This window comes from Cardinium endosymbiont cBtQ1 of Bemisia tabaci (assembly GCF_000689375.1).
In the GTDB taxonomy this organism is placed as follows: domain Bacteria; phylum Bacteroidota; class Bacteroidia; order Cytophagales; family Amoebophilaceae; genus Cardinium.
The window spans coordinates 1-26,730 of sequence record NZ_CBQZ010000002.1; the positions used below are offsets into that span (position 1 = coordinate 1).

Here is a 26,730-nt window from a genome sequence, read left to right on the forward strand (position 1 = left end):
TATTGTTCCTGTTATCCCTCCCAAAAAAAACAGAAAAATAAAGCGTGATTTTGACAAAAATCTATATAAATTCCGACATCTTGTTGAAAATATGTTTCTCAAAATTAAGCAATGGAGAGGAATCTCCACTAGGTATGCAAAAAACACAGCATCATTCTTGGCAGCTGTCCAAATTAGATGTATCCATCTATGGGCTAACTTCTTATGACGACACTATATAGCATATTTAATGATTTTATCGGTATCATAGGCGCGGTCTGCTAACAAATGCTTTGGAGTTATCCCTTGAATAAGATATGTAGATTGGCTACAATCAGCTCTGGTACCTTCTGTGATAATAGCTCTGACCGGCATACCAGACGCATCCACGGCCAAATGTAGCTTCGTATTAAGCCCCCTTTTGTTCGACTCATAAATTGGTTTCCTCCTTTCGCACCCGTTCCATGCATATGTACTTTTATATAAGTAGAATCAATCATAAGCCATTTAAAATCAGGATTATTAATTAGTCTCTCTAAGATCCTTTCCCATATACCATTATCTCTCCAGCGAGAAAATCTACGATGGGTGTTTTTCCAATCCCCATAGCTAGATGGAAGATCACGCCAAGGAGATCCTGTACGTAAAATCCAAAATACTGCATTAATAAACAGCCTATTATCTTTGGCAACAGCTCCCCAACCTCCTTGTTGACCTGGAAGTAGAGGTGATAAAATAGACCATACTTTGTCTGAAATATCATGACGGTGAATCCATTTAGACATCTTAGGAATATAATTGATCTTATTAATCTAAAAATATAATACGAACTACAAACCTAATATACAAAATATTTCATGACGACACTATCTAGAACTTAAATTATAGGGTTATGTAGTAGGTCTATTATTCAAAACACCCCTAAATGGTATAAAAAGTATGTATATTGTAGTGTCTGATTATATTATATTATATTATATTATATAAGTTTGATTAGAAAGAAGTAGATAGAAATTGTTTATGGATAAAATTACGCCGAAAGTAGATTTAGCCTTCAAAAAAATATTTGGGGTAGAGGAAAATAAAGATCTATTGATTGCTCTAATCAATGCCACAGTTTCAAAAGAAGATCAAGTAGTAGATGTTACGCTATTAAATCCTTATAACCCCAAAAATTTTAGGAGCGATAAACTGTCTATACTAGATATTAAAGCCTTAAGTGAAACAGGAAAAAGGTTTAATATAGAAATACAAATCACTGATGAAGCAGACTATGATAAACGTGCCTTATACTACTGGGCCAAGTTGTATACAGATCAATTAAAGGTTGCTCAGGACTATGCTACTTTAAATAAAGCAATAGGTATCCATATCCTTAATTTTGTATCTATAACAGATAATCCTAAGTATCATAATGTATTTCGTATCACAGAAAAAGAGACTGGATTACCCTACTTTAGGGATTTAGAATTACACACTGTAGAGCTGACTAAGTTCAGTAAAGATCCATATGAAGATCTAAATAGTTTATTAAAGAAGATCAAAACCTCTTTAGACATTTGGACGGCCTTTCTTACCCGTAATGATTTACTCAATAAAGATAACTTACCAGAACCATTGGCTATCCATACCCTGAAAAAGGCGTTGCATGTTTTAGATACGCTAAACTTCACCGATGAAGAGAGAATGGCTTATGAAGATCACTTAAAATGGTTAAGAATAGAAGCCAATACAATAGAAAAATATAGAAAAGAAGCAGAACAAAAAGGTAGAGAAGAGGGTAGAGAAGAAGGCATCCTAATAGGCCAAGAAAAAGGTAAGATAGAGGGAGAAAAAGAGAAAGCTATTTCTATAGCTAGGACTATGCTTCTAAAAGGTTACTCTACAGAAGAGATTACGATGCTTACGGGATTATCTAATTCTGATATCGAATATATTAAGTATAATAGATAGGTACAACTAATGGCCTGATAATACCTGAAATTTAGGATAAGAAAGAATTTTAGACAAAATCAACAACAGACAAGACAGAACTAAATATATTATATAAATAAAATTTTATATTAAATCAATCAATTTTATTATGCATAAACGACATATACAACGCGTTCTATCTTCTACATTAATGACAGTATTAAGGGATCTGTCGCATCTACATTGAATTTTTCCTAGTTCTCCGGTTTGTCTTAAAAATTGGATATTATGCGGCCATAATCTTGGAAAAGTTTTCAAAAGTAGAATTCTGTTTTTTAGTTCCGATTAATTGTCCTTTTTGAATGATTCTAATATTTTCTATCCCTTTTATAGTAATGGCAGCAGCATGGAAATTCTTAAACCCTAGCATAGTCTTTATCCGTTTTTTGATAAACCTGTGGTCTTGCTCGACTCTATTATTCAGGTATTTGTTTTGAAATATTGGAATTTTATGATCTTGATCTAGTTCTGTATTTAAAGCATCAAGCGCAGCCTTATTACTACCGCTTTTATCAACTACCACTTTAGAAGGAATATTATTACAGCTGATAGCCTTACGAAAAAAATAAAGAGCTGCAGACTTGTCTCTACTTTCACTTAGAAAAAAGTCAACTGTATCTCCATAACGATCTACTGCTCTATATAAATAGATCCACTTACCATTCATCTTTACGTAAGTTTCATCCATTCTCCAACTACTACTAACTGGGCGTTTTCGTCTTCTTACTTCTTGATCTATGAGGGGAACAAACTTAATAACCCATCTTTGTAAAGTGGAATGATCAATCTTTGCGCCTCTGATATGCATCATCTCTTCCAGATCTCTATAGCTTAACGAAAAACGACATTTCATGTACACAAATAAAAGAATTAACTCCGGGGATGAACAAAATCCTTTAAAATATGGCAATAATCGAGGCGTAATACTAAACATCTAAACTAAAGTTTTAAACTAAAAATCTAAATTTAAGGCTTTCTTTACACACATGCGACAGAACCTATAAATGGCTATATTTAAGGTGGTATACCTAAACATATACAATATAATTAAGCAGTAAGGAATATGAAAAAAGTACTAAATAACTATTACAGTCAAGTGGGTTTATTATTTGCGTCTGTATTTTGCATGAATTTTACTTCTAAAGTAGTATACTGTGCGTTATTATTTACTTTTTTAACATTTATTTTAAATATAATAGCAAATCACCATGGCCCTCGAAAAGCAACTATAAGCATTCTATTGTCCACCATCACTTCACTTGGGTTATTATACGATAAGCAATATTGCATCGCTGGCAAACCTATTGGTGGACTTATAGGAACTTCTTTGTTTGCTATATTGGTTGCTGGTTATATAGGTTTCAAACTTTTCTTAAAGCTAAAGGCTACATACAGTTTTGTAGTAAGCAATTTTATCAGTTTATTAATTGCTGCATTTGTGGACCACTTGATCATGGGTCTATTCTTCACTAAGGTATTTCCTATGCATAAGGTTTGGCTAATATGCTATAAAGAAACAGCCTATACCGCTCTCTTTGTATCTGTAGTATGCCTATGTTCAGCTGCAATTTTATATGTAAAAGTATTTTATTCCAATATAAAAACTCTGTACACCTTTAGGCCTTTATCGTCTAAGTAATAGAAAACACTTAGATCATAAGTAATGTATAGTGAATGTGATTACACCAAGATCGAATAACCCCAAATGGTACTCAGTAGATCCTTTTTTATCCAAGATACCAATACAGTCAGCACGAATTTAATTGGTAAGCTATTATGTTTTCATAACTTTAAGGGAATTATTACTGAAACAGAGAGTTATATTGGTACAGATGATCCCGCTTGCCATGCAGCTAAAGGTATGACTAAAAGAACCAAAATCATGTTTGGACTGGCTGGATTTACTTATGTATATTTTATATATGGCAAATATTACTGTTTAAACATTGTTACGGAAGCTTTAAATTTTCCAGCTGCTACTCTTATTAGAGGTATAAAATTGATCGATCCACCCTATACTTACCTAAATGGTCCAGGCAAACTTTGCCAGTATTTAGGCATTAATTTAATGCACAATGCCATCGATGTAACCGTATCAAAAATATTCTCTATTAAAGATATAGGTTGTCAATTATCTTATAAGTCAACACCCAGGGTAGGCATTTCAAAAGGGTTAGATAAAATATGGCGCTATGTTGTTACAGATATAGATTGTACAGCAGGTATACCAAAGCTAGCCTGTACCACTAGTTTGTAATATTGCTATATTCGGTACTGTTGCCCTTTCTTTAGAATATTGTCTTCTTAGTATCTCTACTTAAATTAGAAAATAGCTAATATCATACCATATTCAAAACCTAGGGTTAGGAAAAATGTTACACAAAACCAATTATAGAGCCAATAGAACCTAACTTTTTCATTAAATTGTAATACATAGTGTTTTAACATAAAGATTTAATTACCTATACGTAGATGAAAAAATACAAAACGCAAATGCAACTCAATTTGCTAGACATTGCAAAAAAAATGGATCTTTTTTGGGAAGAACAAAAAACATTTGCACGCTCTATGCAACAACGTGAAAGCAACAAGCCTTTTGTCTTCTTTGAAGGGCCTCCTTCAGCCAATGGCGCACCAGGTGTACACCATATTTTGGCCATGACCATTAAAGACCTTTTTACTAGATATAAAACCATGCAGGGTTATTATGTACGTCGGAAAAGTGGTTGGGATACACATGGTTTGCCGGTGGAGCTTCAAGTAGAAAAAAAATTAAGTATTACCAAGGGAGATATTGGTAAAAAAATTAGCATAGCCGATTACAATCAGACATGTCGCGCAACGGTTATGACTTACAAAAGCGAATGGGAATCATTGAATAAGCAGCTAGGCTACTGGAAAGACAACCTAAATCCTTACATCACCTATGAACGCGATTATATTGAATCGGTTTGGTACCTGCTGAAAGCACTTTACAATAAAAAACTGATCTATAAAGGCTATTCTATACAGCCTTACTCCCCTGCTATTGGGACAGGACTAAGTTCCCATGAATTAAACCAGCCAGGCTGCTACAAGCTAGTCAAAGACATTTCGATTGTAGCACAGTTTAAACGAAAAGATAATGAATATTTTCTAGCATGGACGACTACACCATGGACCCTCCCTGCAAATAGTGCCCTAGCAGTAGGGGCTACTATTAATTATGTTAAAATAGCCACCATCAACCCCTATACCCACCTGCCTATTTACGTTATTCTAGCAGAAGATGCGGTGCAACGTTTTTTTACAGGCGCGCCCACTAGCTGTGATGGCTATCACTCCGATTTTAGATCAGATCGTGCTACTTTACCTTGGGAGATTGTAGACAGGTATACAGGAGCGGATTTAGTAGGCATCCGTTATGAACAGCTTTTACCTTATGTACAGCCCAAAGGAGATGCTTTTAAGGTAATCGCAGCTGATTTTGTCAGAACCACAGAAGGTACTGGTATTGTGCATATTGCGCCTACCTTTGGTGCAGATGATTACCGAATCGCCCAAAAAGAAAATATTGCCACTATTGTCGTGACCAATGCGTCAGGTGCATCTGTTCCAATTGTAGATAGACAAGGTCGTTTTGTAGCAGAAATCAGTGATTTCGCTGGACGTTATGTAAAATCAGCCTATGAACAAGCGTCCACTTTACCTCCTGTAGATCTATTGATTGCTAAGAAACTAAAGCAAGAAAACAAAGCTTTTAAAGTAGAAAAATATGAACACAATTATCCCCATTGCTGGCGTACCCATAAACCAATTCTTTACTATCCACTCGATGGCTGGTTTATTAAAACAACAGCTTATAAACAATTATTGATTGACTTAAACCGTACCATTCAATGGAAGCCTGCTGATGTAGGCAAAGGACGATTTGGTAGTTGGCTAGAGAATTTAGTAGATTGGAACCTAAGTCGTGAACGTTACTGGGGTACGCCACTCCCTATCTGGCGTACAGCTGATCAAAAAGAAGAAAAGTGTATCAGTTCCTTAGCCGAACTAAGATTTGAAGTAGAGCAAGCTGTGTTGGCTGGTTTTATGCAACAGCAACTACCGGAGGATATTGATTTGCATCGTCCTTATGTAGATGATATTGTCTTGGTAAGCAGCAATGGATTGCCTATGTATAGAGAGGCAGCTGTAATAGATGTTTGGTTTGATGCGGGTGCAATGCCTTGTGCACAATGGCACTATCCATTTGAAAATCAAGAAATATTTGAAAAAAGTTTCCCTGCTGATTTTATTGCAGAAGGAATAGACCAAACCAGAGGATGGTTTTTTACCTTACATGTTATTTCCACGCTACTTTTTGAAATTCCTGCTTTTAAAAATGTAGTGGTCAATGGACTCGTATTGGATAAGCATGGTAATAAAATGTCTAAAAGCATTGGTAATACCCTTGATCCAACAGAATTATTGAGAGAATATGGTCCAGATGCGATACGTTGGTATATGATTGGTAATGCGAATCCATGGGATAATTTAAAATTTGATGCCACAGGTGTAGCAGAGGTAGTGCGTAAATTTTTCATTACGTTACACAGCACGTATAATTTTTTTGCACTTTATGCCAATTTAGATCAGTTCTATTTTAATAAGCGTGTACTTACCAATAGTGACCTAACCAAGAGTGACAAGTGGATTATTTCTCGCTCCCATACACTGATTAAAATGGTAACAGAAGCCTATGAGCACTATGAGCCTACACGAGTAGTCAGAATGGTTCAAGATTTTGTAATAGATGATTTGAGTAATTGGTATGTACGGCTGAATAGAAAAAGGTTCTGGAAAAACTGCCAGGATAAAGACAAAGAAGCCGCTTATCAGACCCTATATCATTGCCTCATAACAGTTGCCAAGCTGATGGCGCCTATAGCGCCTTTTTATGCAGATTACCTTTACCAAACATTGAATCAAGTTACGAAAAAAGAAAAGCATGATTCTGTACATTTATCAGATTTTCCAGTCACATCAGTAGAAACCTTAGATCCAAGTCTAGAAATAGAGATGGGACAAGTACAAAAAATTGTTTCTTTAGCCCATAGTTTACGTAAAAAACATAACATTAAGGTACGCCAACCTTTATCTAGTATCAGCATTGCGGGTCTTTTTGTTTCAGCTGGATGGTCTAGTTTAGAAGCGCTGATTAAAAGAGAAATTAATGTAAAGGAGATTCATTACTTAGACAATACCCATAATCTAAAAAAAGCAAAACCTAATTTTCCTCTTTTAGGCAAACGGTATGGTCCTAAAATGAAACAGCTTAATGAGGCTATTGTCGCCTTAACACCATCTGAAATTTATGCTTTAGAACAAGGTAATACCCATCTATTACACTTACAAGATAAGGTCATTTCCCTTACTTTAGCAGATATATTGATCCTTACGGAAGATATACCTGGATGGTGTGTGGCTACAGAGGGTGAAATAACCATTGTACTAGATACTACTTTGGATAACACGCTGGAAGAAGAAGGCATTGGACGTGAATTTGTACACCGTATTCAGCAATTGCGTAAAACCCTGAACTTCAACATTCAAGACAAAATCATTATTGATATAAAACAAGATGAAAATTGTATAAATCAGGCTATTATTACCCATAAAGATTATATCTGTACGGAAACACAAGCCATACAGCTACAATTTGTATCCGAGCTAATAGGATTTGAAATCGATATAGAGGATGTAAAGCTAGTCGTTCGGCTTACCAAAGTAGAATAGATAGATCGTATTTAGAGCTATAATACTATAAAAAAGTTTTGACTTATCGTTTAAGTATTTGATATATCAGATGTTCTTTGACATACGCGATTGATAAATTTTATTTACAGATTTTGTTTGGCAAATTTGATTTTAAAAATCTATTTAGTATCATTATAGTAGAAATATAGTTGCTTATAAAATTGGGCACTTAAAAAATCGTCCTTAAAATAAGTACAATAGATTATCATGAACTAAATAAATTATAACTATGAAAATAAAAAAAGGTTTTGCATTGCATTTGCTAATGTTAGCCGGATGTAATGGCATGCACCATACCCATAAAATTTCTCCAAACTTTACAGAGAATCACAGCCAAAAAGGTAAGGAACCAACATCAACGAATGCTGCTTATACACCGCATCAGGCTAGTGCGTCTGTTCCTACTTCTAATGCTGTTGCCCCTGGATTTATTGCTACCACTTATGCGATTTGTGCTGCTGGATTTGCTGGTGGTGCTTATATTATGGGTGATGGTGAGTTTACTAGTACTGCTGCTGCTGCTGCACTTACTATGGCTTCTGGTGCGTTTGCTGCTGGTTCTGCTGGTGCATTTGGCGCTGCTGGTCATACTTCTAGTTCTGGTGCCCAAGCTGATAGTATTGGTGCTAACGCTATTGGTGCAGTCGCATCTATAGCTGGTGCTGGTGCACTTGCTGTTCAAGCTGCTGCTGCTGATGACGATGCTACTGCTTTTTGTGATAGTATGCTTGCTTTTGGTGCTGGCTCATTGGCTATTTGTTCTGGTGCGCTTGCTATTCAATCCGTTGATACCGCTCGATCTAGTGCTGCTTCTGATACTGATGGTGTTGATCCTAAAGCTATTTTAAATGATGTAAAAATAATTCCTTAAAATCGCTTACTTTTTGCTTGATCAAAAAGTAAAAAAGTAAAGCCCTGTGTAAAAAGTTTGGGTAAGCCCTCCTTACAGATTGTAACTTTTTATAAGGGCCTTTTTTATACTTCTTAAGACGCGTGAGATGCTATAGCCATCTGACTGCCTGCTGTTTCCTTTTAGCAAATACCTGAACCCACATTATTCCAGCAAATTATTTAGATCTATAACTGTAAAACTTTAGAGATAGAATGAAAAAAGTTACCTTTCATACTTTAGGCTGCAAATTAAATTTTTCCGAGACTTCCGAAATTGGCCGATTGTTTACAGAAAAAGGATTTATTACGGTAACACTAGCACAACGTCCTCATATTTTTGTACTAAACACCTGCTCTGTAACGGAAAATGCAGATCATAAATGTGCAAAAATTGTTAGAGAAGCGCTAAAAATAGCACCGAAAGCTTTTATAATTGTGATAGGTTGCTATGCACAACTCAAACCAGAAGAGATTGCGGCCATACCAGGTGTAGACGCCGTATTTGGGACACATGAAAAATTTAAATTGCTTGATTGGATTACCGATTGGAATAAAAAACGATCGGATGAATCGGCTACTATACAGGTTATCTCCATTAAGGAAAAACTAGCCTTTTCTCCTGCATACTCTTTAGGAGATCGCACAAGAACTTTCCTTAAAGTACAAGATGGTTGTAGCTACTGCTGTTCTTTTTGTACCATACCACTCGCTAGAGGGGCAAGCAGAAGTGCTACTATTGCAGAAGTAGTCACCCAAGTCCAAACCATTGTTCGCAACAATGTCAAAGAAATTGTATTGACGGGAGTAAATTTAGGAGATTTTGGCATTATTGATCAGAAACGACAAACCAATTTTTTTGAACTGATTCAAGCCTTAGATAAGGTAGATGGGATAAAACGTTTTCGCATTTCCTCTATTGAACCCAATTTACTTCGTAAAGAAATTATAGATTTTGTAGCTGTATCCAAATATTTTGTGCCACACTTCCACATGCCGCTACAATCTGGTACCAACAAGATTTTAAAATTAATGCAGCGTCGATATACAACTACACTCTACCAAGAACGTGTAGCCTACCTAAAAGAAAAAATACCTTCTTGTTGCATAGGGATAGATGTACTGGTTGGATTTCCAAGTGAAACAGAAGAAGATTTCTTAGAAACCTATCATTTTTTAAATGAATTGCCAATTGCATATATACATGTTTTTCCTTACTCAGAAAGAGCCCATACAAAAGCGGCTTATATGGATCAGGTAGTACCTCAAAGAGAACGTGTAAAACGGGCTAGAATGTTGCGCATCCTGTCAGAAAAAAAACTAAGACATTTTTATAGCCAACATTTGGGTCATACTGCTACTGTTTTATTCGAATATGGAGCAGATGATGGCGTTATAGAAGGATTTACAGAAAATTACATTCGTGTACAACTGCCCTATCAACCAGGATTAGCCAACAGGCTGTGTAAGGTTCTACTCAAAAAAATTAATTCGGAAGGGATAGTCATTCCAGAATTATTAAAAATGTAAATTATGTATTTATTTACCTGATTTACACAAGTTTTTACAAAAAATTTTATTGATATTTTTACTAAACCCTCAGCTATTTTATTTGATTTTATCAAGTAATTTACAACATAAAAAACTGATAGCCGGAATAATTTATATAAATAAACTCTTTTCTACAACTGTTTATAAATAAATTTTATTAATTATTCTATAAAAGAAAAAAGTGAGGTTTCGGATTTTTGGCAGGTAACATTGCCAAATGGTTTAATGACGAGAATGCACCAAAAAAGCATATATCTATGTAGTGTAGCCATGGATCAAATACTTTTCCCTAAAAAAGGGCTCGATAAAGAAGTCCTGAAGCGGATATACATCCATAGATATGGGTAAAGGATCGGGTGATGGGCCTTTGAGGTATAGTATGCCATTATATAAGCTATTTTTATTTTCCTTAGCTATTTTGTCTTTTACCCAATGATAGAATAAAGCTAGATGGGTAACCCCCCTTCCGATTACAAAATCATAGGCGCCCTTTAGATCCTCCCCTCTTGCCCAATCTACTGTAATATTTTTCAACCCAAGGGTTGTTACAATTGATTCTACAGCTTTTATCTTTTTTGCGGTTGCATCGACTAAATGAAAATTCACCTCTGGAAACATAATCGCTAGGGGAATACCAGGGAACCCTCCCCCTGTGCCAAAATCTAAAATCTTAGTATGGGCACAAAAAGTAATTACCTTAGCAATGGCTAATCCATGCAAAACATGGTGCAAATAAAGATGGGCGATATCTTTACGGGATATAAGATTGATTCTTGTATTCCAATGGCCATAAATATCCTCTAAACGATTAAAAAGTGCCATTTGATTGGGTGGCAATTTAGGAAAATAATGGGATACAATAGAAGCTGTATGGAATTTTTTTTGTAAATCCATTCTTTTATAAACTTACACCGTCAAACGTTCATCTTGAATCGACTCAAATACAAAATTATGGTTGGTATAGATACAAATATCCGCTGTTATGGTTAAGCTTTCTCGTACCATTTCCATAGCGGTTAAATGAGGCGCATGTTTCATCAAAGCCATGGCAGCAGATTGGGCATACATACTGCCTGATCCAATAGCTGCTAAGGGATAATCTGGTTCTAACACATCACCTGTACCCGTAACCATTAATAACCCTTCTCGATTGGCCACTACCAACATAGCTTCCAACCGTTTTAGCATACGATCTGTACGCCAATCCTTGGCCAACTCAATAGCTGATCGCTTCATATTACCGTGATAGCTTTGCAGCTTTTCTTCAAAACGTTCTAATAAGGTAAAAGCGTCAGCAGTAGAACCAGCAAAACCAGCTAAAACCTTGCCTTCAAAAAGCTTTCTTACCTTTTTAACATTGCTTTTAGCAACGGTATGGCCAAATGTAGCTTGGCCATCTGCACCAATAACTACTGCTCCATTGTGCATCATGGCTAAAACAGTAGTCGATTTAACTTGGATCATATGATTATTATAGGCTAGATGGATACGTTTTTTATAGTAATAGACTCAATGGCTGTTCCAACAAGGCTTTTAAAGTAGCTAAAAACAATGCCCCTGCATGGCCATCTACGACGCGATGGTCACAAGACAATGTAAGCTGTAACATATATGCAGGAACAACGTGATTATCTTTAAAAATAGGTATTTTTTGCATGGCACCAACTGCCAAAATACAAGCTGCTGGTGGGTTAATAATAGCTGAAAAAGATGTAATACCGAACATACCTAGATTTGAAATAGTAAAAGTAGCACCTGTACAATCTTTAGGCATCAATTTTTTTTGTTGTGCCTGTTTACATACATTTTTTACGGTTTTACTAATTTCTATCAATGGCTTTTGGTCTGCAAAACGCACTACAGGAACCATTAAACCATCTTCAACTGCTACTGCTACACCTATATGCACATACTGGTAGCTTCTAATTTTATCAGTCAACCATGCAGCATTGACTTTTGGATGTTGGATAAGCGCTAAGGCAGTAGCTTTAATAACTAGGTCATTAATAGAAATTTTTGTTGATGCATATTGATTCAGCTCCCCGCGGATCTCAACTACTTTATTCATATTTATCTCAACCGTTAAGTAGAAATGAGGAATATTCATTTTACTCTCTGTCAGCACTTCTGCTATTTTTTTGCGCATAGCAGAAATGGGGGAATCTTGATAAGCTGCTGTAGTAGACTGTCTACTTATCGAAATTTGGTCCAATCTATCGGGTACAAAATGGATAACATCTTTCTTTACAACCCGTCCTGCTTCACCAGATCCCTGAATTTGTGCGAGATCATACCCGCTTTCTTTTGCTATTTTTTTGGCCAACGGGGAGGCAATAGATCGATTTAAAGGCAAAGTTGGCTCCATATTAGCAGTAGGTGCTACCACTTGGCCATCTGCAATTGACAATTCAATAGGTGGTAGCTCTATATCTATACGCGTATCAGCAGGTCTATCCCCATTTATAGCAACAGTAGAGGCCAATAGCGTGTCAATATCTTCTTTAGGGTCTCCTATAATGGCAATTATATCATTAACGTTTGCAGCTGCTTTTTCTGCTACGCCTACATACAGCAATGTACCATCTTCATAGGACTCCAACTCCATAGTAGCTTTATCTGTGTCTACTTCAGCCAATATATCACCAGCTACCACCTTATCCCCCACTTGCTTAATCCAACGGCTTATGATACCATACTGCATGGTATCACTCATTTTAGGCATCTTAATGCACTCTGCCATATGCTTTAAATAAGAAATTAAAATAATCTAAACTACCTAGCCTAGCTAGCGTATGGTAGGTGATGGGATCTATATTCCCTAACTTTAGAATAAATTTACATATAATTTGGTAACTATACTGCTTCATTTTATGCTTCGTTTAGATAAAGGTAACCATATCCATCGTTTGCTATTTATGAGAAGGTTTCAACTTTAAAACTATGCTCACCTCTTTTTTATACTTTATAGCGGAGAAAAAGCTAATCGTAGATAGCCATCAAACCACTCTTTTAGCAGTAAGTGGTGGGGTAGATTCTGTGGTACTCTGCCATCTTTTTAAAAAGGCTTGCTTACCTTTTGCTATAGCCCATTGTAATTTTAATTTACGTGGCGCAGAAGCAGATGGGGAAACCGAATTTGTAAAAGCATTGGCCGGATCTTATAAAGTCCCTTTTTATACCACTCGATTTGAGACAAAAACCTTCGCACAGAACCACAAGGTCTCTATACAAATGGCTGCTAGAAGCTTACGTTACCAATTTTTTAATAGACTACTACAACAAAATGGATGGGATAAAATAGCTACAGCACATCATTGGGATGATGTGATGGAAACCATACTACTCAACTTTATTAAAGGTACAGGTATTAAAGGATTCTATGGCATTCAGCCGATGCACCATCAGATCATACGTCCACTACTTTTCGCTAGAAAAAACGAAATCATACATTATGCAAAAGAACAAAAGTTGCATTGGGAAGAAGATAGTTCCAATCAATGCAATCATTATCAAAGGAATTTTATTCGAAATAAAGTGATCCCCCTTTTACATCAAGTTAATCCAAACCTTGGCTCAACTATACAAGCAACAGCTATACAATTGAAAGATATTGGAAACCTGTTTGACAAACATATGGATCAGATAAAAAAAAAGGTAAGCACTTTTAAAGAGGAGATCCATTACCTAGCCATGCACCCCATCATTGACCAGCCATGGGCCACTACGGTAACATTTGAACTATTGCGTCCTTATGGCTTTACCTTTAAACAAATCAAACAGCTACTTACCACTACTGGGACCAGTGGAAAAATGATCCATTCAACAGCATATACACTATATATAGATAGAGAAAATTGGTTGGTAAGCAAAAAAAAAACAGAACCGTTGCCAGAACAGGTAATTGCAAGTACGACACGATCCATTCCATACGGGAATCATCTTTTGCACTTTCATTGTTACAGGAATGCCAACTATATACTAAAAAAAACAACCATTATCGCAGCATTGGACTACGATAAGTTGCAGTTTCCACTGATCATACGTCCATGGAAGCCTGGAGATTTTTTCTATCCCCTTGGTATGAAAGGACGTAAAAAGATCAGCGATTTACTAATTGATCTGAAAATACCAATTGCTATCAAAGAAAAGGTATGCGTTATCATAAGTAATGATCAAATTGTATGGGTAATAGGCTATAGAATAGACGAACGCTTTAAGGTAACCGAAACCACACAAACGGTATGTGAAATAAGATGTACTAAACCATAAGATTTATTTTATATTAGGGAACTAAACAAAATTTATATGACATTTGTTTGTACAAACTGTGGGCTTGAATATGCCAAATGGCAGGGAAAATGCGATGGGTGTAAAGAATGGAATAAAGTCACCCAATTTACCGCAAGCCCTAATACCAAACGGGGCATCATGGTAACCCAACCATCTACGAACCACCCCAAAAGATTAGAGGAGATTCAACCGACTACTAGTCAACGTCTGCTATCGGAAGACCCAGAATTTAATAGAGTACTGGGTGGCGGTATTATTCCAGGCTCATTGGTACTGTTAGGTGGCGAGCCTGGTATTGGTAAATCAACCCTTTTGCTACAAATAGCTTTACAATTAAAAGCCATTAAAGTATTATATGTATCTGGAGAAGAAACAGAAAATCAAATTAAAATACGTGCTTCTCGTCTTGAATTATCTTCACCAAACTGCTTTCTACTACAGGAGTCTGCTTTATTCGAGATACTCAAACATGCAAATGATTTGGAACCAACTGTATTGATTATAGATTCCATTCAAACCGTATATGATGAAGCAGAGGAAGGATCGGTAGGGAGTATCAATCAGATTAAGGCTTGTACCACACGATTGTTACAGTATGCCAAAAGTAAGGAAGTAGCCCTATTTTTAATAGGACATATCAATAAAGATGGGGGATTAGCAGGCCCCAAATTATTAGAACATATGGTAGATACAGTGCTCCAGTTTGAAGGAGATAAGTCATGCTTATATCGCATGGTACGGACCATAAAGAATAGATTTGGTCCTACATCAGAATTAGGGATATATGAAATGAAAGCAACGGGACTGCATGGTGTTAAGAATCCCTCCTCTATGCTACTTTCTCAACAGGATTATCCTTTAAGTGGCATAGCTATTGGCGCTTGTTTAGAAGGCACTAGGCCATTGATTCTTGAAATTCAATCATTGGTAACAGCAACTAGGTATGGAAATCCTCAACGAAACGCTACCGGCTATGATCCCAAACGATTGAACATGTTGCTAGCTGTATTAGAAAAGCGAACTGGATTGCGGCTACATGACCGTGATGTATTTTTAAATATTACAGGGGGGCTTAGGGCAGACGATACTGCATTGGATTTAGCCATCTGTATGGCAGTTGTAAGCTCTTTAAAGGATAGGGTTGTCTCCAGTAGCAAATGTTTTATAGCAGAAGTTGGACTAGGCGGAGAGCTAAGAGGGGTACAAAGACTAGAGCACAGAATAGCAGAAGCGGAAAAATTAGGGTTTAAAGAGGCCTTTGTAGCTACACAACATCAACAGCTGTCTATATCTTCTAATATAGGAATTAATTTTATTAAAAATTTAAAAGATTTAATAAGCAGCATATGTATGCTATTTTTAATATTCTTATAAAAAAAGTGTTGGTTAAAATTTAATTTTACAGAGGCAATTGCGCTTACGACGATAAAAACATTAGCACGATGGCGCGGCCAGAATGCATTTTTTGCAATGTTTTAATGAAACAGATTACACGTATTAAACTTTTACCCTAAAAAACTGTTTTACAACTATGGCTGAAAAAAAAATTTCAATATAGCTTTTAAATGGACATTTTGCTTAGTATAACTTTTAACAACTAAAAAAATAAAAACCAATTACAATAAGGCGTAGCCCGTAGGGGAATCGAACCCCTGTTTCCAGGATGAAAACCTGACGTCCTAACCCCTAGACGAACGGGCCTTTATTTAATAAAAGCCAGCTGATGCATACACCAGCTGGCTACCATGAAACCCAGATAAAATAGAAAATAGGCCCACAAAAGGGCTTATTGGTTTATTTCTAGCTTACTACGTCAATAAAGACATAAAATTAAAACCTACACCAAGTGTAAGATGCTGTGTAGGACATTTGATTAAATGAGCAGCATTGTCAAATATAGTTGTGGAAGGGGTGTCTCCTACTAACCTAAATTTTTCAAAAAGGCCAAATCCATACTTCGCATCAATAGCAAGCCCAAACGGGAATTCGTATCCAACACCACCATGCAGGGCAAATCTATAAGATGGGAGCTCTCCTTCTTGATCCTTATTTACGGCTATATCCGTACCATTTTTTTTGCAGGTTGTTGTTATTGGCAAGTAAGGGGTAACACCTAAATTAATTTTTAAAATACCTGATTCCTCTTCACGACCCAATGGATAGATGTGTAGATGGAGCGGAACAGCAATACCATGGCTAGCCATCGCAATAGATGAAGTCGACCCACTAGCATTGGTCTTATCTTTATCATTTTCATCATTTGTACTTTTGTTTTCTTCTGTGGCCGTCTTGTCTTCCGTTAAGGTCCCTCCTAGTTTCATGTAGCCAAGTTCTAACCCCATACCGATATAATCGTTAAATGCATATTCAGCATAGAGACCAACGTGACCAAAAACGGTATCAAAAAATTTACCACTTACTTTATTCCGATTAATCCTAGTACCTGGATCCGCCGTGGCAAAAGACAAACTTGGGCCAATTTTGGCGCCCCAGCTAAAAGGATCTACTTCTGCCTGAGCATTAAATGCAGCACAAGCGAAAAGGCCTGCCATTAAAGTTTTTTTTATGTTTTTCATATTAATATTAAAAATTGTGTGTGAATAACTTTTTACTATTATTGATTCATGTATACATGAACTTTACTGCTCAGCAGTAATTTGACGCTATTATAAGCTAATCTGGTTTCACTAATGACTTAATAGAAGCAATATTAAGGCTAATTCAAAAAAAAACCAAATAAATATACTAGATTCTTTTATTTTTCCTGAAACTGGCTTAAATAACAAGGGGTATAATGGGGAACACCTGCCCAAAGCTGTTGTTGAAACTTAGCAAAAGCCAAGTAGCCTATTTGTATAGCAGAAGGGACTACCTGTTCTATAAAACGGATGTTTTTGTTTTCTATAAGGAATGTTTTGCATTTCAGTACACCATCTCCAAAAAACAGTAAGGGTTGGTTGGGAAGTCCATCTCGGTATTCTTGGCTATCTAATAACGCTACATGGGGAGGACGTTTGATTTGACCAACTTGATCCGTTATAAGGGTATAAATAGCTGTCCGCCTCGCGTCAATGGCAGGACATAGTAAGGTACCCGCATCAACAAATGGACGCATGCCATAGGCAATAGCTTCTAGCGTACAAACCGAAATAAGTGGCACATCTAATCCATAACAAAGACCTTTTCCCACTGCGCTACCAATCCGTAATCCCGTATAGGAACCAGGGCCAGCAGAAATGGCTATGGCCGCCAATGATTTTTTATCACAGTTGCTGTTGTTTAATAAAGCTTCTATAATTGGCATTAAGTATTCAGAATGGGAACGATCCATGCAAAGTGCAGTATGGGCTATAAGGGTACCACTATCATGTAATGAAACGGAACAGACCGCTGTGGCAGTCTCAATGCTTAAAATAAGGGACATATAGCAGTATATTTTACTAATGATAACCGATTCAAACCAAACTTGCCTTTGCGGCGGCTAACTTTGCAATAGGTACTCTATAGGGAGAAGTGGATACATAGTCTAACCCTATTGACTCAAAAAACTGGATAGAAGCTGGATCACCCCCATGTTCACCACAAATGCCTACTTTTAATGTTGGATTTGTCGATCTACCTTTCGTTACAGCCATTTGAATCAATGTGCCAACACCTTCTTGATCAACGGTAACAAAAGGGTCTGCTTGCAACAGCCCCTTTTGTTGATAATCTTCTAAAAACTTTGCGCCATCATCACGTGAAATACCAAATGTAGTTTGGGTTAAATCATTGGTGCCTACACTAAAAAAATCGACTAATGGTGCAATGGCTGCGGCTTGTAAGGCTGCTCTTGGTAATTCTATCATTACGCCAAGCTTATATACAATATGCGGTGCTATTTTTTGATGTACTTCTTCTATGATATTTTTAAGAAAAATTATTTCTTTGGCATCAAAAACAAGGGGTAACATAATCTCTAATGCAACTTTCTCTACTTCTAATGCTGCCTCAAACAAGGCTTCAAGCTGCATCACATAAATTTCTGGAAAGGTTATGGCCAACCTAGCACCACGATGGCCTAACATTGGATTTACTTCAGAAAGCACCTCTATACGCTTTTCTACTTCAGAAAGGGGATAGTCTATTTGCAAGGCTAAGTCAGCGAGATCTTTTGGATGGCTGGGTAAAAACTCATGTAAAGGTGGATCTAACAATCTTATGGTAATGGGTAATCCATCTAGCATTTGAAAAAGAGCCTTAAAATCTCTTTTTTGCATGGGCATCAATTTTGTTAAAAAGTCGATACGGGATGTTTTAGAAGGGGTTAAGATCATTTTTCTAAATAGGCACATGTTATCTGGATGAAAGAACATATGCTCTGTTCTACAAAGCCCTATACCTGCCATACCAAAAGATCGTGCTACGACTCCATCTTGAACAGTTTCTGCATTGGCTCTTACCTCCATTCTTTTGAGCTTATCTACCAGCTGCATGAAGGTTATAAACTCAGGGAAAGGCTTCTGTCTAATAGTGGCTACTTTACCTTTTATCACTTGCCCGGTAGTACCATTAATGGTCAACCAACTACCCGCTGGGATTTTTGTCTGGCCAATAACCAGCCATTTATTTTGGCTATCTATAGTAATATCATGCGCACCGCATACACAAGGTTTGCCCATACCTCTGGCTACTACAGCAGCATGTGCGGTCATGCCTCCTTTGGTGGTTAAAATGCCTGTTGCCATCGCCATACTACCTATATCATCAGGCGTAGTCTCGGGTCTAACCAATAACACGCTTTCTGTTTTTGCAATGGCTGCTACTTCTTCTGGTGAAAAGACAATTACACCAGAGGCAACACCTGGTGCAGCAGGAAGCCCTTGGGTTAATACTTCTATGGTTTGGTTGTCATCCAATGTAGGATGCAAGAGTCGCTCTATGTGGTTGTAATCTATCCTTTTCAATACTTCTTTTGCATCAATCTTACCTTCTTGCATCATATCAATGGCTATTTTAACAGCAGCTTTGGCACTACGCTTACCATTTCTAGTCTGCAACAGCCATAGTTTACCCTGTTCAACGGTATATTCAATATCTTGCATCTCCCTAAAATGGTTTTCTAATTCAATCGCTAATTTACTAAGCTGACCAAAAATAAGGGGATATTTTTCTTCCAATGCATGGTCGGCTTTTTGAATGGATGGTATACCTTGTTTGGTGATGGGCAAAGGGGTCGTTAGACCTGAAACCAGTTCTTCACCTTGGGCATTTATTAAATATTCACCAAATAAACTTCGTTCTCCTGTAGATGGATTTCTAGTAAATAAGACACCGGTTAAACTATCTGTACCTCTATTGCCAAATACCATAGACTGAATGGTAACGGCTGTACCATCTTGATCATCTATATGGTTTAACTTTCTATAGGTAACTGCTCTTGCGCCATTCCAAGATGCAAAAATGGCCGCTATAGTCTTTCTAAGCTGTTCAAAGACATCTTGTGGATAGGTAGTACCTGTATGGGTCCAAATTATTTTTTTATAGCTATCAATAACTGTATGCAATGCGTTAAGACTTAATCCTTCCTGATGAGGAAGATTGTCTTGTTGTTTTATGCCATCTAATACAGCTGTAAATAGATGGTGGGGGATGCCCATAATGATATGTCCATACATTTCTATAAAACGACGATAGCTATCATAGGCAAATCTAAAATCTTGGGTAGCATGACCTAATAGTTGGACCGTTTCATCGTTTAGACCAAGGTTAAGCAATGTATCCATCATACCTGGCATAGAGGTTTTAGCGCCAGAACGTAGGGCCAACAACAATGGGAAAGGCCCCCCTCCAAAATGCTTGCCTGTTTCTTTTTCAAGTAGTTGGATCTCAGCTACCACTTGATCCCAAATGGGTTGGGCAACCGTTTGTCCCTTTGCATAATAGTCCCTACAACCATGGGTTATAATGGTAAAACCTGGCGGAATCGGAAAGCCCAAAGAGGACATTTGTGCCAGGCCATAGCCTTTATTGCCCAATATAGCTGGATGACCATTAGAATAATCTGTATCGTAACCAAAACGATATACCCATTGTTCGATTTGCTTTTTATGCAACATGCTATATTAGTATTTTATAGAATAGATTAGATGCTAGGTACTTCCATATATAATGGCAGCCTAACCAATTATTTGTTTACCCGATTGGGTCAGTAGAGCTGTTGTGTAATTTTCTTCTTTGTGCTTCAATAACCGTATCCTCAATTTTTTCAAATAACAATACAGGCGATGCTACTGGATTTCCTGATTTAACAAGATGGGCTACATGGACATCGTCCCAACCTGTTTCTTGTACTCCCAGCATATGAGCAATTTTTTCACTGGTTGTAGGTAAAAAAGGTTTAATCAGCAGGCTTAAGGTAGCAATAAGCTGCAACGCGACATGCAATACAGGGGCGGCTTCCTCTGGGTTACATTTTACCAAATGCCAGGGTCTCCTATCCGTTAGATATTTATTACCTAATGTAGCATAACCCATGCATAATTGGAGTGCTTCTTTAAACTTAAACTGCTCTATAGCTTTACCTACTACTGTAAAAGAAGCTGTTAATGTAGCCAATAGCGCCTGGTCTGCCTCATTAAGGGCAATACCAGGTGGTACCAATCCGCCAAAATATTGGTGTACCAAACTTAAGGTTCTATGTACCAAATTACCGAGGTTGGCTACCAGTTCACGATTGTTTTTATCTTGAAAATCTTGCCAAGTAAAGTCGCTATCTTTGTTTTCTGGCGCAATGGAACAGAGTACATAACGCAATACATCTGCTTTACCCGGAAAAGCTTCCAAATAATCATGGAGCCAAACCGCATGGTTGCGGGAAGTAGAAATTTTTTCTCCCTCTAGATTTAAAAATTCATTGGCTGCCACCTGTTGCGGCAAAATAAACTGGCCATGGGCTTTGAGCATAACAGGAAAAATAATACAATGGAATACAATATTATCCTTTCCAAGGAAATGGACCAGCTTTGTATCGGGATCTTTCCAAAAAGGCTCCCAGTCGACCTGTTGTGCTTCAGCCCAAGCCTTGGTTGCGCTAATATACCCAATCGGCGCATCGAACCAAACATAAAGCACCTTTCCTATGGCTTCAGGAAGTGGAACAGGGATGCCCCAAGCTAAATCACGGGTGACAGCACGGGGCTTTAACCCTTGGTCTAGCCAGCCTTTACATTGACCATATACATTGGTTTTAAAGTCTTTATGTTCTTCTAAAATCCACTTTTTAAGCCAATTTTCATACTTATGTAGGGGTAGATACCAATGTTTGGTTGATTTTAAAATAGGCTTTGCACCACTAATCGCAGAGATAGGATCCACCAGCTCTTCTGGACTAAGTATGCTGCCACATACTTCACATTGATCTCCATAAGCACCTGAATGATTGCACTTTGGACAGTTGCCTTTAACATAGCGGTCAGATAGAAATTGCTTACAAACAGGATCGTAATATTGTTCCGTTTCATGGACTTCGAATATGCCTTTTTGGTGCAATGCTTTAAAAAAGTCAGATGCTATTGTACAATGAGCAGGCGAGGAAGTTCTTGCAAAAATATCAAAACTAATATGCAACCCCTGCAGTGCTGTTTTAATGAGCATATGGTACTTGTCGACTATCTTTTGGGGGGTAGTTCCCTCTTGCTGAGCACGAATCACTACAGGTACCCCATGTTCATCAGAACCAGTGATAAAGACTACCGTAGCTTTTTTTTGCCTTAAATAACGGACGTAAATATCAGCAGGAAGATAGGCACCTGCCACATGACCTAAGTGAATGGGGCCGTTTGCATAGGGCAATGCAGCGGTAACCGTATATCTTTTTGGATGAGCCATTTAAATATATAGATAATTTTTACTATTAATTTTGTAAACATTACAATGATAAGGGCTATTGCCAAAAGCAAATATATTAAGAGTTTCTTGTTTTTTATCCTACATCTATACGGCTGATTTATTAAATGATAGCATTGTATCTTGGTACTAAGATTAAAAGTAAAGCCATTTCAATTTTCTATTGCAAGGGCTTTAGCCTAAAATCCCAATCTTTATTTTACAAGCTTTTTATACAAAAAAACTTAAAAAGTTAGTCATTAACCAATACCAAATTGGTTATTTTTATACTGATTAACAAATAAATATATAATCCCTCAGAGACAAATAAAATGGGGATAAATTTGTTAGCTACATCACATCGAAAACCAATTATAACTTTTTAAGTTACTGATTTACAATAAGTATAATTTCAAATGGAGGTTAGATTAGATTTTTTACTTTTATTGGTTAAATTAATGGAAATTGTAGCGTGTGGTAAACAGATATTTCTCATTTGGCCTATTGCCTCCAGCATGTATGACAGGGGTGGCATGTAAAATCTAATTATCTATGCGTTATTATGTTATTGCAGGCGAGCACTCCGGGGATATGCATGGAGCTGATTTGATTAGACAGATTAAATTAATAGATCACCATGCTGATTTCTGGTCTTGTGGAGGGGAGGCTATGTCTAAAGCGATGGGTAAGCCTTGTAGCGTAGATGGTTCAAAAATCGCCTACATGGGGATAGATTTTTTAAAAAAGTGGTATACCTTATGGCAGTTGCTAAAGTTTTGCAAAAAAAGTCTAAAGCACTACCAGCCAGCTGTCGTTGTTTTAATTGACTACAGTGGTTTCAATATGCGGCTTGCTGCATTTGCTAAAAAAAATGGATTTTTAGTACACTACTATATACCGCCTAAAATCTGGGCACATGGTCCAAAAAGAATTACAAAAATCAAGTGGAATGTAGACCAAGTGTGGTCCATTTTACCTTTTGAAGTAGCCTATTACCAGGGAAAAGGCTATCATACGATTGATTATGTCGGTAATCCATTGGTTCAAAAAGTTGGTGATCATCGCATCAATCCCTCTTTTATTGCAGACAATCGCCTCGACCATCGGCCGATTATAGCACTATTTCCTGGTAGTAGATTGGATGAAATTCAACGTTTATTGCCTCTAATGGTTGCCCAGGCTGCTTATTTTAAAGGCTATCAGTTTGTAGTAGCTGGATTAAGTGTGGTTCCAAGCAGTTTGTATCAAGCGCTATGCCCGCCTACGGTTCAAGTCATTTATGACCAAACCTATGACTTAATGGCCGTTGCAAAGGTGGCGATCATTGCTGCTGGAACAGCTAGTTTAGAAGCTGCTTTATTTAATCTGGCACAAATAGTCGTCTACAAATTGCATCCATTAGCCTACTTTTTTTACAAAAGCATCATCACGGTAGAACATATCTCTTTGGTCAACCTTTTGATGAACCAGCCCATTGTTCCAGAGCTGATTCAATATCAGCTAACAGATAAAAAACTTCATGTAACTTTAACCAACCTTTTATCGGGCAATGGTAAAGCCAAACAACAAGCGGCTTATCCAACGATTCGCCGATTACTAGGGCCACAGCATGCGGCTGCAACAGTCGCAAGGCACATCCTAGTCCAAATCAAACAGCACCTTCAAAATCAGAAAAATGATGGAAAAAAAACCAGGTAGGGTTATGGCTATAGATTATGGACTCAAGCGGGTCGGTATTGCTGTAACGGATCCCCTACAAATAATCGCGACTCCTTTAAAGACAATTGATGCGCCTGTTTTATGGCTTTTTTTGAAAGATTATCTCCAACAAGAAAAGGTGGTCACCTTTGTGATAGGTATGCCCAAACATTTGAACGGGAAACCTTCTAAAATGGGTAGGATCGTAGCGCACATCGGCACGCAATTAAAAAAAAACTTTCCAGGACAAGGTCTCTATTACCAAGATGAGCGATTTACTTCTAAGTTGGCTGCAGAGGGACTCTATCAAGCTGGTTACGCTAAAAAGGATAGAGCAGATAAAAGCAATATAGATAAGGTAAGTGCCACACTTATATTGCAATCTTTTTTAAATAGGCAAGCAGTTGTATAATGCTTTATGATACCCAATCTGTTTTTAACTGCTTTAAATATAGAAAGACCTTGAGATAGAATAGAATCAGTCTATGCGGCCTCCCGTTTAGGCCATGCTACTAGAATTTTCTATCCATGTAGCGGTTTGTACTTTATAATAATATTATGTATAATAAAACTATAATACAACAAGAATATTTCAATACAAAGATCCAGCTTACTAATTATTAGGTTATTAGGTTATTAGGTTTAGTAGGTTTGTAGATTGGTTCAAGTTTGCTTGTTCCGTTATTTATTGCCGCTATCTAGCCATTATCTGGCCATTAGGATATTTTATTAGCAAGGCAGTAACGATCTAGATTGAATACCTTCAATACTTAAAATTAGTTCATGCTTATGCCTAATAAATATAAATATACATACAGATCACATAGCAAATATTCCCCTTCAGCAGTAGTAGTAAGTAGCACTCTTTTATGGTTTAATACGGCTTGTAATAATTTAATCAAATATGATATGAATCATAATGAAAGTAGACAAGCATCAACTACAGAGCAAAGACTAACGCATTGCAATATAGACCAATTGGGCAATACCTTACTTCACCTAGCTGTCAAGCAAAATAGGGTACAGGATATACCTACTTTACTTTTAAATTTATTAACAAAATATATAAATAAAAAAAATAATGATGGATATACTGCGTTGCATATTGCATCAAAAAAAGGTATATCGAAGTCGTTAAAGCATTAGTAAACGCTAAAGGTATTGAGATCAACGACGAAGATGAAAATGGCTATACAGCCCTACATTTGGCAGTAGATAACGGTCACATAGAAATAGTGAGGGCATTACTGAAAAATTCTGCAAATTCTAAGATCAATATCAATAAAAAAAATAAAAATAACTGTACACCACTTCATCTAGCAGCATGGAAGGGTCATATGGCCATAGTAAGCGAATTACTAAAAGCTGCTGAAAATTTTGATATGCACGTCAATGAAAAAAATAATCTTGGCTATACCCCGCTGCATTGCGCAACATATAAGGGTCATATAGCAGTAGTAAAGGAATTACTCCATACTAAACATATTAAGATTAATGTCAATAAAAAAGATAAAAATGGCTTTACGCCGCTCCATTGGGCAGCAAGGAGCGGTGACATAGAAGCAGTGAAAGAATTGCTGAACGCTAAAAATATTCAGCCCAATGAAAAAGATAAAAATGATGGCTATACGCCGCTCCATTGGGCAGCATTTAAGGGTTATATAAACATAGTTAAGGAATTATTACACACTAGAGCCATTCAGGTTAATCCAAAAGATAAAAATGATTATACCCCGTTGCATTTGGCAGCAAGAAGCGGTAAAATAGAAGTAGTGAAAGAATTAGTGCACACGAGAAAGATCCAGGTTAATGAAAAAGGCTTAGATAGCTGGACTCCGATGCATTTAGCGGCATTCAACGGTCATACAAAGGTAGTCAATGTATTACTAAACGCTAAAGATATTCAAGTCAATGAAAAAGATAATCTTGGCTATACCCCGCTCCATTGGGCAACATATAAGGGTTATATAGAAGTAGTAAGGGAATTGCTAGAAGATTCTGTAAATTTTGATATTCAGGTGAATGAAAAAGATAAAAATGGTTTTACACCACTCCATTTGGCAGCATGCAGCGGTCATATAGAAGTAGTCAGTGCATTACTAAACGCTAGAGATATTGAAGTCAATGAAAAAGATAAAAATGGCTTTACAGCGCTCCATTGGGCAGCAGAAAACGACCATATAAAAGTAGTTGAGGTATTATTGAATGATTCTGTAAATTTTGATATTCAGGTCAATGAAAAAGATAAAAATGGCTTTACACCACTTCATTGGGCAGCATACAATGGTCATATAGAAGTAATCAGCGCATTACTAAATGCTAGAGATATTGAAGTCAATGAAAAAGATAACAATGGCCATACTCCACTTCATTTGGCAACCGTGCAAGATCATCCAGTAGCAGTTTATAAACTAATGCATCATCCTGATATTGATTTTGATAAAAAAATAATAATAACCAAACAGCCCTTGATATTGCTAAAAACAAGAAAAATAAATGTGTTAAACTGCTAAAAAATTTTACAAAATCAAATTCTATGTTCTATGTAGACCGCTAATAGGGCTATCTAGTTTATTGCTTTTCTGTTAGTTCAGTAATATAGTGGGCTGAAAAAACCGGACAAAAAGCAAGAATTTTATTTCGATAATTTAAGACGAAAAGGCAGAAAACTATATTAAAATCAAACACAGATGCGACAGATCC

At 36.9% G+C, this 26,730-nt stretch carries 20 protein-coding genes, 1 tRNA gene and 2 pseudogenes; 13 read left to right on the forward strand and 10 right to left on the reverse strand.

The window, feature by feature from the left end:
• Positions 1-208: pseudogene (locus CHV_RS02805) on the forward strand (IS5/IS1182 family transposase); the annotation flags it as partial.
• 11 nt (positions 209-219) lie between these two features.
• Here the strand turns inward: CHV_RS02805 and CHV_RS02810 are convergent.
• Positions 220-764: pseudogene (locus tag CHV_RS02810) on the reverse strand (IS5 family transposase); the annotation flags it as partial.
• Positions 765-999: 235 nt separating this feature from the next.
• Here CHV_RS02810 and CHV_RS02815 point away from each other — a divergent pair.
• Positions 1,000-1,932, forward strand: a complete 933-nt coding sequence (locus CHV_RS02815) for an Rpn family recombination-promoting nuclease/putative transposase (RefSeq protein ID WP_034577172.1) — start codon at positions 1,000-1,002, stop codon at positions 1,930-1,932.
• Positions 1,933-2,179: 247 nt separating this feature from the next.
• On the opposite strand, the gene CHV_RS02820 is transcribed toward CHV_RS02815, so the two are convergent.
• Entirely contained in the window at positions 2,180-2,887 is a 708-nt protein-coding gene (locus CHV_RS02820) for an IS6-like element ISCca2 family transposase (protein WP_034576929.1), read from the reverse strand.
• A 129-nt stretch (positions 2,888-3,016) separates the two neighbouring features.
• Here CHV_RS02820 and CHV_RS02825 point away from each other — a divergent pair, with 129 nt between their 5' ends.
• The 5 genes from CHV_RS02825 (at position 3,017) to mtaB (ending at position 10,152) form a co-directional block, all read left to right on the forward strand.
• On the forward strand, positions 3,017-3,592 hold the full coding sequence (locus tag CHV_RS02825; RefSeq protein ID WP_034577173.1) for a hypothetical protein: 576 nt from the start codon (positions 3,017-3,019) through the stop codon (positions 3,590-3,592).
• Positions 3,593-3,658: 66 nt separating this feature from the next.
• Entirely contained in the window at positions 3,659-4,210 is a 552-nt protein-coding gene (locus CHV_RS02830; protein WP_034577174.1) for a DNA-3-methyladenine glycosylase, read from the forward strand.
• A gap of 215 nt (positions 4,211-4,425) precedes the next feature.
• Positions 4,426-7,713 (forward strand): isoleucine--tRNA ligase, encoded by a 3,288-nt coding sequence (gene ileS, locus CHV_RS02835; RefSeq protein ID WP_034577176.1) that lies wholly within the window; start codon positions 4,426-4,428, stop codon positions 7,711-7,713.
• A gap of 250 nt (positions 7,714-7,963) precedes the next feature.
• Positions 7,964-8,605, forward strand: coding sequence for a hypothetical protein (locus tag CHV_RS02840; protein ID WP_034577178.1), 642 nt, complete (start codon positions 7,964-7,966; stop codon positions 8,603-8,605).
• A gap of 233 nt (positions 8,606-8,838) precedes the next feature.
• Complete coding sequence (gene mtaB, locus CHV_RS02845) at positions 8,839-10,152, forward strand: tRNA (N(6)-L-threonylcarbamoyladenosine(37)-C(2))-methylthiotransferase MtaB (protein ID WP_034577179.1); 1,314 nt, start codon at positions 8,839-8,841, stop codon at positions 10,150-10,152.
• Between the two features lie 276 nt (positions 10,153-10,428).
• Here the strand turns inward: mtaB and CHV_RS02850 are convergent, their stop codons facing one another.
• From CHV_RS02850 to CHV_RS02860, 3 genes are read right to left on the reverse strand one after another with little or no spacing between them, the layout of a single operon-like run.
• Positions 10,429-11,067 (reverse strand): 16S rRNA (guanine(527)-N(7))-methyltransferase RsmG, encoded by a 639-nt coding sequence (locus CHV_RS02850; protein WP_034577180.1) that lies wholly within the window; start codon positions 11,065-11,067, stop codon positions 10,429-10,431.
• Between the two features lie 12 nt (positions 11,068-11,079).
• Entirely contained in the window at positions 11,080-11,637 is a 558-nt protein-coding gene (hslV, locus tag CHV_RS02855; RefSeq protein ID WP_034577182.1) for an ATP-dependent protease subunit HslV, read from the reverse strand.
• A gap of 31 nt (positions 11,638-11,668) precedes the next feature.
• Positions 11,669-12,913: a dihydrolipoamide acetyltransferase family protein gene (locus tag CHV_RS02860; protein WP_034577183.1), complete on the reverse strand. Its 1,245-nt coding sequence runs from the start codon at positions 12,911-12,913 to the stop codon at positions 11,669-11,671.
• 200 nt (positions 12,914-13,113) lie between these two features.
• Here CHV_RS02860 and tilS point away from each other — a divergent pair, with 200 nt between their 5' ends.
• Positions 13,114-14,442 carry a tRNA lysidine(34) synthetase TilS gene (tilS, locus tag CHV_RS02865; protein ID WP_051602194.1) on the forward strand — a complete coding sequence of 443 codons (1,329 nt, stop codon included), beginning with the start codon at positions 13,114-13,116 and terminating at the stop codon, positions 14,440-14,442.
• Between the two features lie 36 nt (positions 14,443-14,478).
• Complete coding sequence (gene radA, locus CHV_RS02870) at positions 14,479-15,837, forward strand: DNA repair protein RadA (RefSeq protein ID WP_034577185.1); 1,359 nt, start codon at positions 14,479-14,481, stop codon at positions 15,835-15,837.
• Between the two features lie 255 nt (positions 15,838-16,092).
• On the opposite strand, the gene CHV_RS02875 is transcribed toward radA, so the two are convergent.
• The 5 genes from CHV_RS02875 to metG form a co-directional block, all read right to left on the reverse strand.
• A tRNA-Glu gene (locus tag CHV_RS02875) sits at positions 16,093-16,164 on the reverse strand.
• 107 nt (positions 16,165-16,271) lie between these two features.
• Positions 16,272-17,039: a porin family protein gene (locus CHV_RS02880; RefSeq protein WP_034577189.1), complete on the reverse strand. Its 768-nt coding sequence runs from the start codon at positions 17,037-17,039 to the stop codon at positions 16,272-16,274.
• 179 nt (positions 17,040-17,218) lie between these two features.
• On the reverse strand, positions 17,219-17,887 hold the full coding sequence (tsaB, locus tag CHV_RS02885) for a tRNA (adenosine(37)-N6)-threonylcarbamoyltransferase complex dimerization subunit type 1 TsaB (protein ID WP_034577191.1): 669 nt from the start codon (positions 17,885-17,887) through the stop codon (positions 17,219-17,221).
• Between the two features lie 31 nt (positions 17,888-17,918).
• Positions 17,919-20,561, reverse strand: coding sequence for a pyruvate, phosphate dikinase (gene ppdK, locus CHV_RS02890; protein WP_051602195.1), 2,643 nt, complete (start codon positions 20,559-20,561; stop codon positions 17,919-17,921).
• Between the two features lie 76 nt (positions 20,562-20,637).
• The gene (metG, locus tag CHV_RS02895; protein WP_034577193.1) at positions 20,638-22,332 is read right to left on the reverse strand and encodes a methionine--tRNA ligase; all 1,695 of its coding nucleotides are present in this window, start codon (positions 22,330-22,332) and stop codon (positions 20,638-20,640) included.
• A 549-nt stretch (positions 22,333-22,881) separates the two neighbouring features.
• Here metG and lpxB point away from each other — a divergent pair.
• From lpxB to CHV_RS02915, 4 genes are all read left to right on the forward strand, one after another.
• On the forward strand, positions 22,882-24,027 hold the full coding sequence (gene lpxB / locus CHV_RS02900; RefSeq protein WP_034577195.1) for a lipid-A-disaccharide synthase: 1,146 nt from the start codon (positions 22,882-22,884) through the stop codon (positions 24,025-24,027).
• A complete protein-coding gene (gene ruvX / locus CHV_RS02905) occupies positions 24,005-24,439 on the forward strand; it encodes a Holliday junction resolvase RuvX (protein WP_320408510.1) in 435 nt (144 codons plus the stop codon). Before lpxB ends, ruvX begins: the two co-directional genes overlap by 23 nt.
• Positions 24,440-24,816: 377 nt before the next feature.
• Entirely contained in the window at positions 24,817-25,173 is a 357-nt protein-coding gene (locus CHV_RS02910; RefSeq protein WP_165393820.1) for an ankyrin repeat domain-containing protein, read from the forward strand.
• Positions 25,152-26,540, forward strand: a complete 1,389-nt coding sequence (locus tag CHV_RS02915) for an ankyrin repeat domain-containing protein (protein ID WP_338140148.1) — start codon at positions 25,152-25,154, stop codon at positions 26,538-26,540. Before CHV_RS02910 ends, CHV_RS02915 begins: the two co-directional genes overlap by 22 nt.
• Positions 26,541-26,730 lie beyond the last annotated feature (190 nt).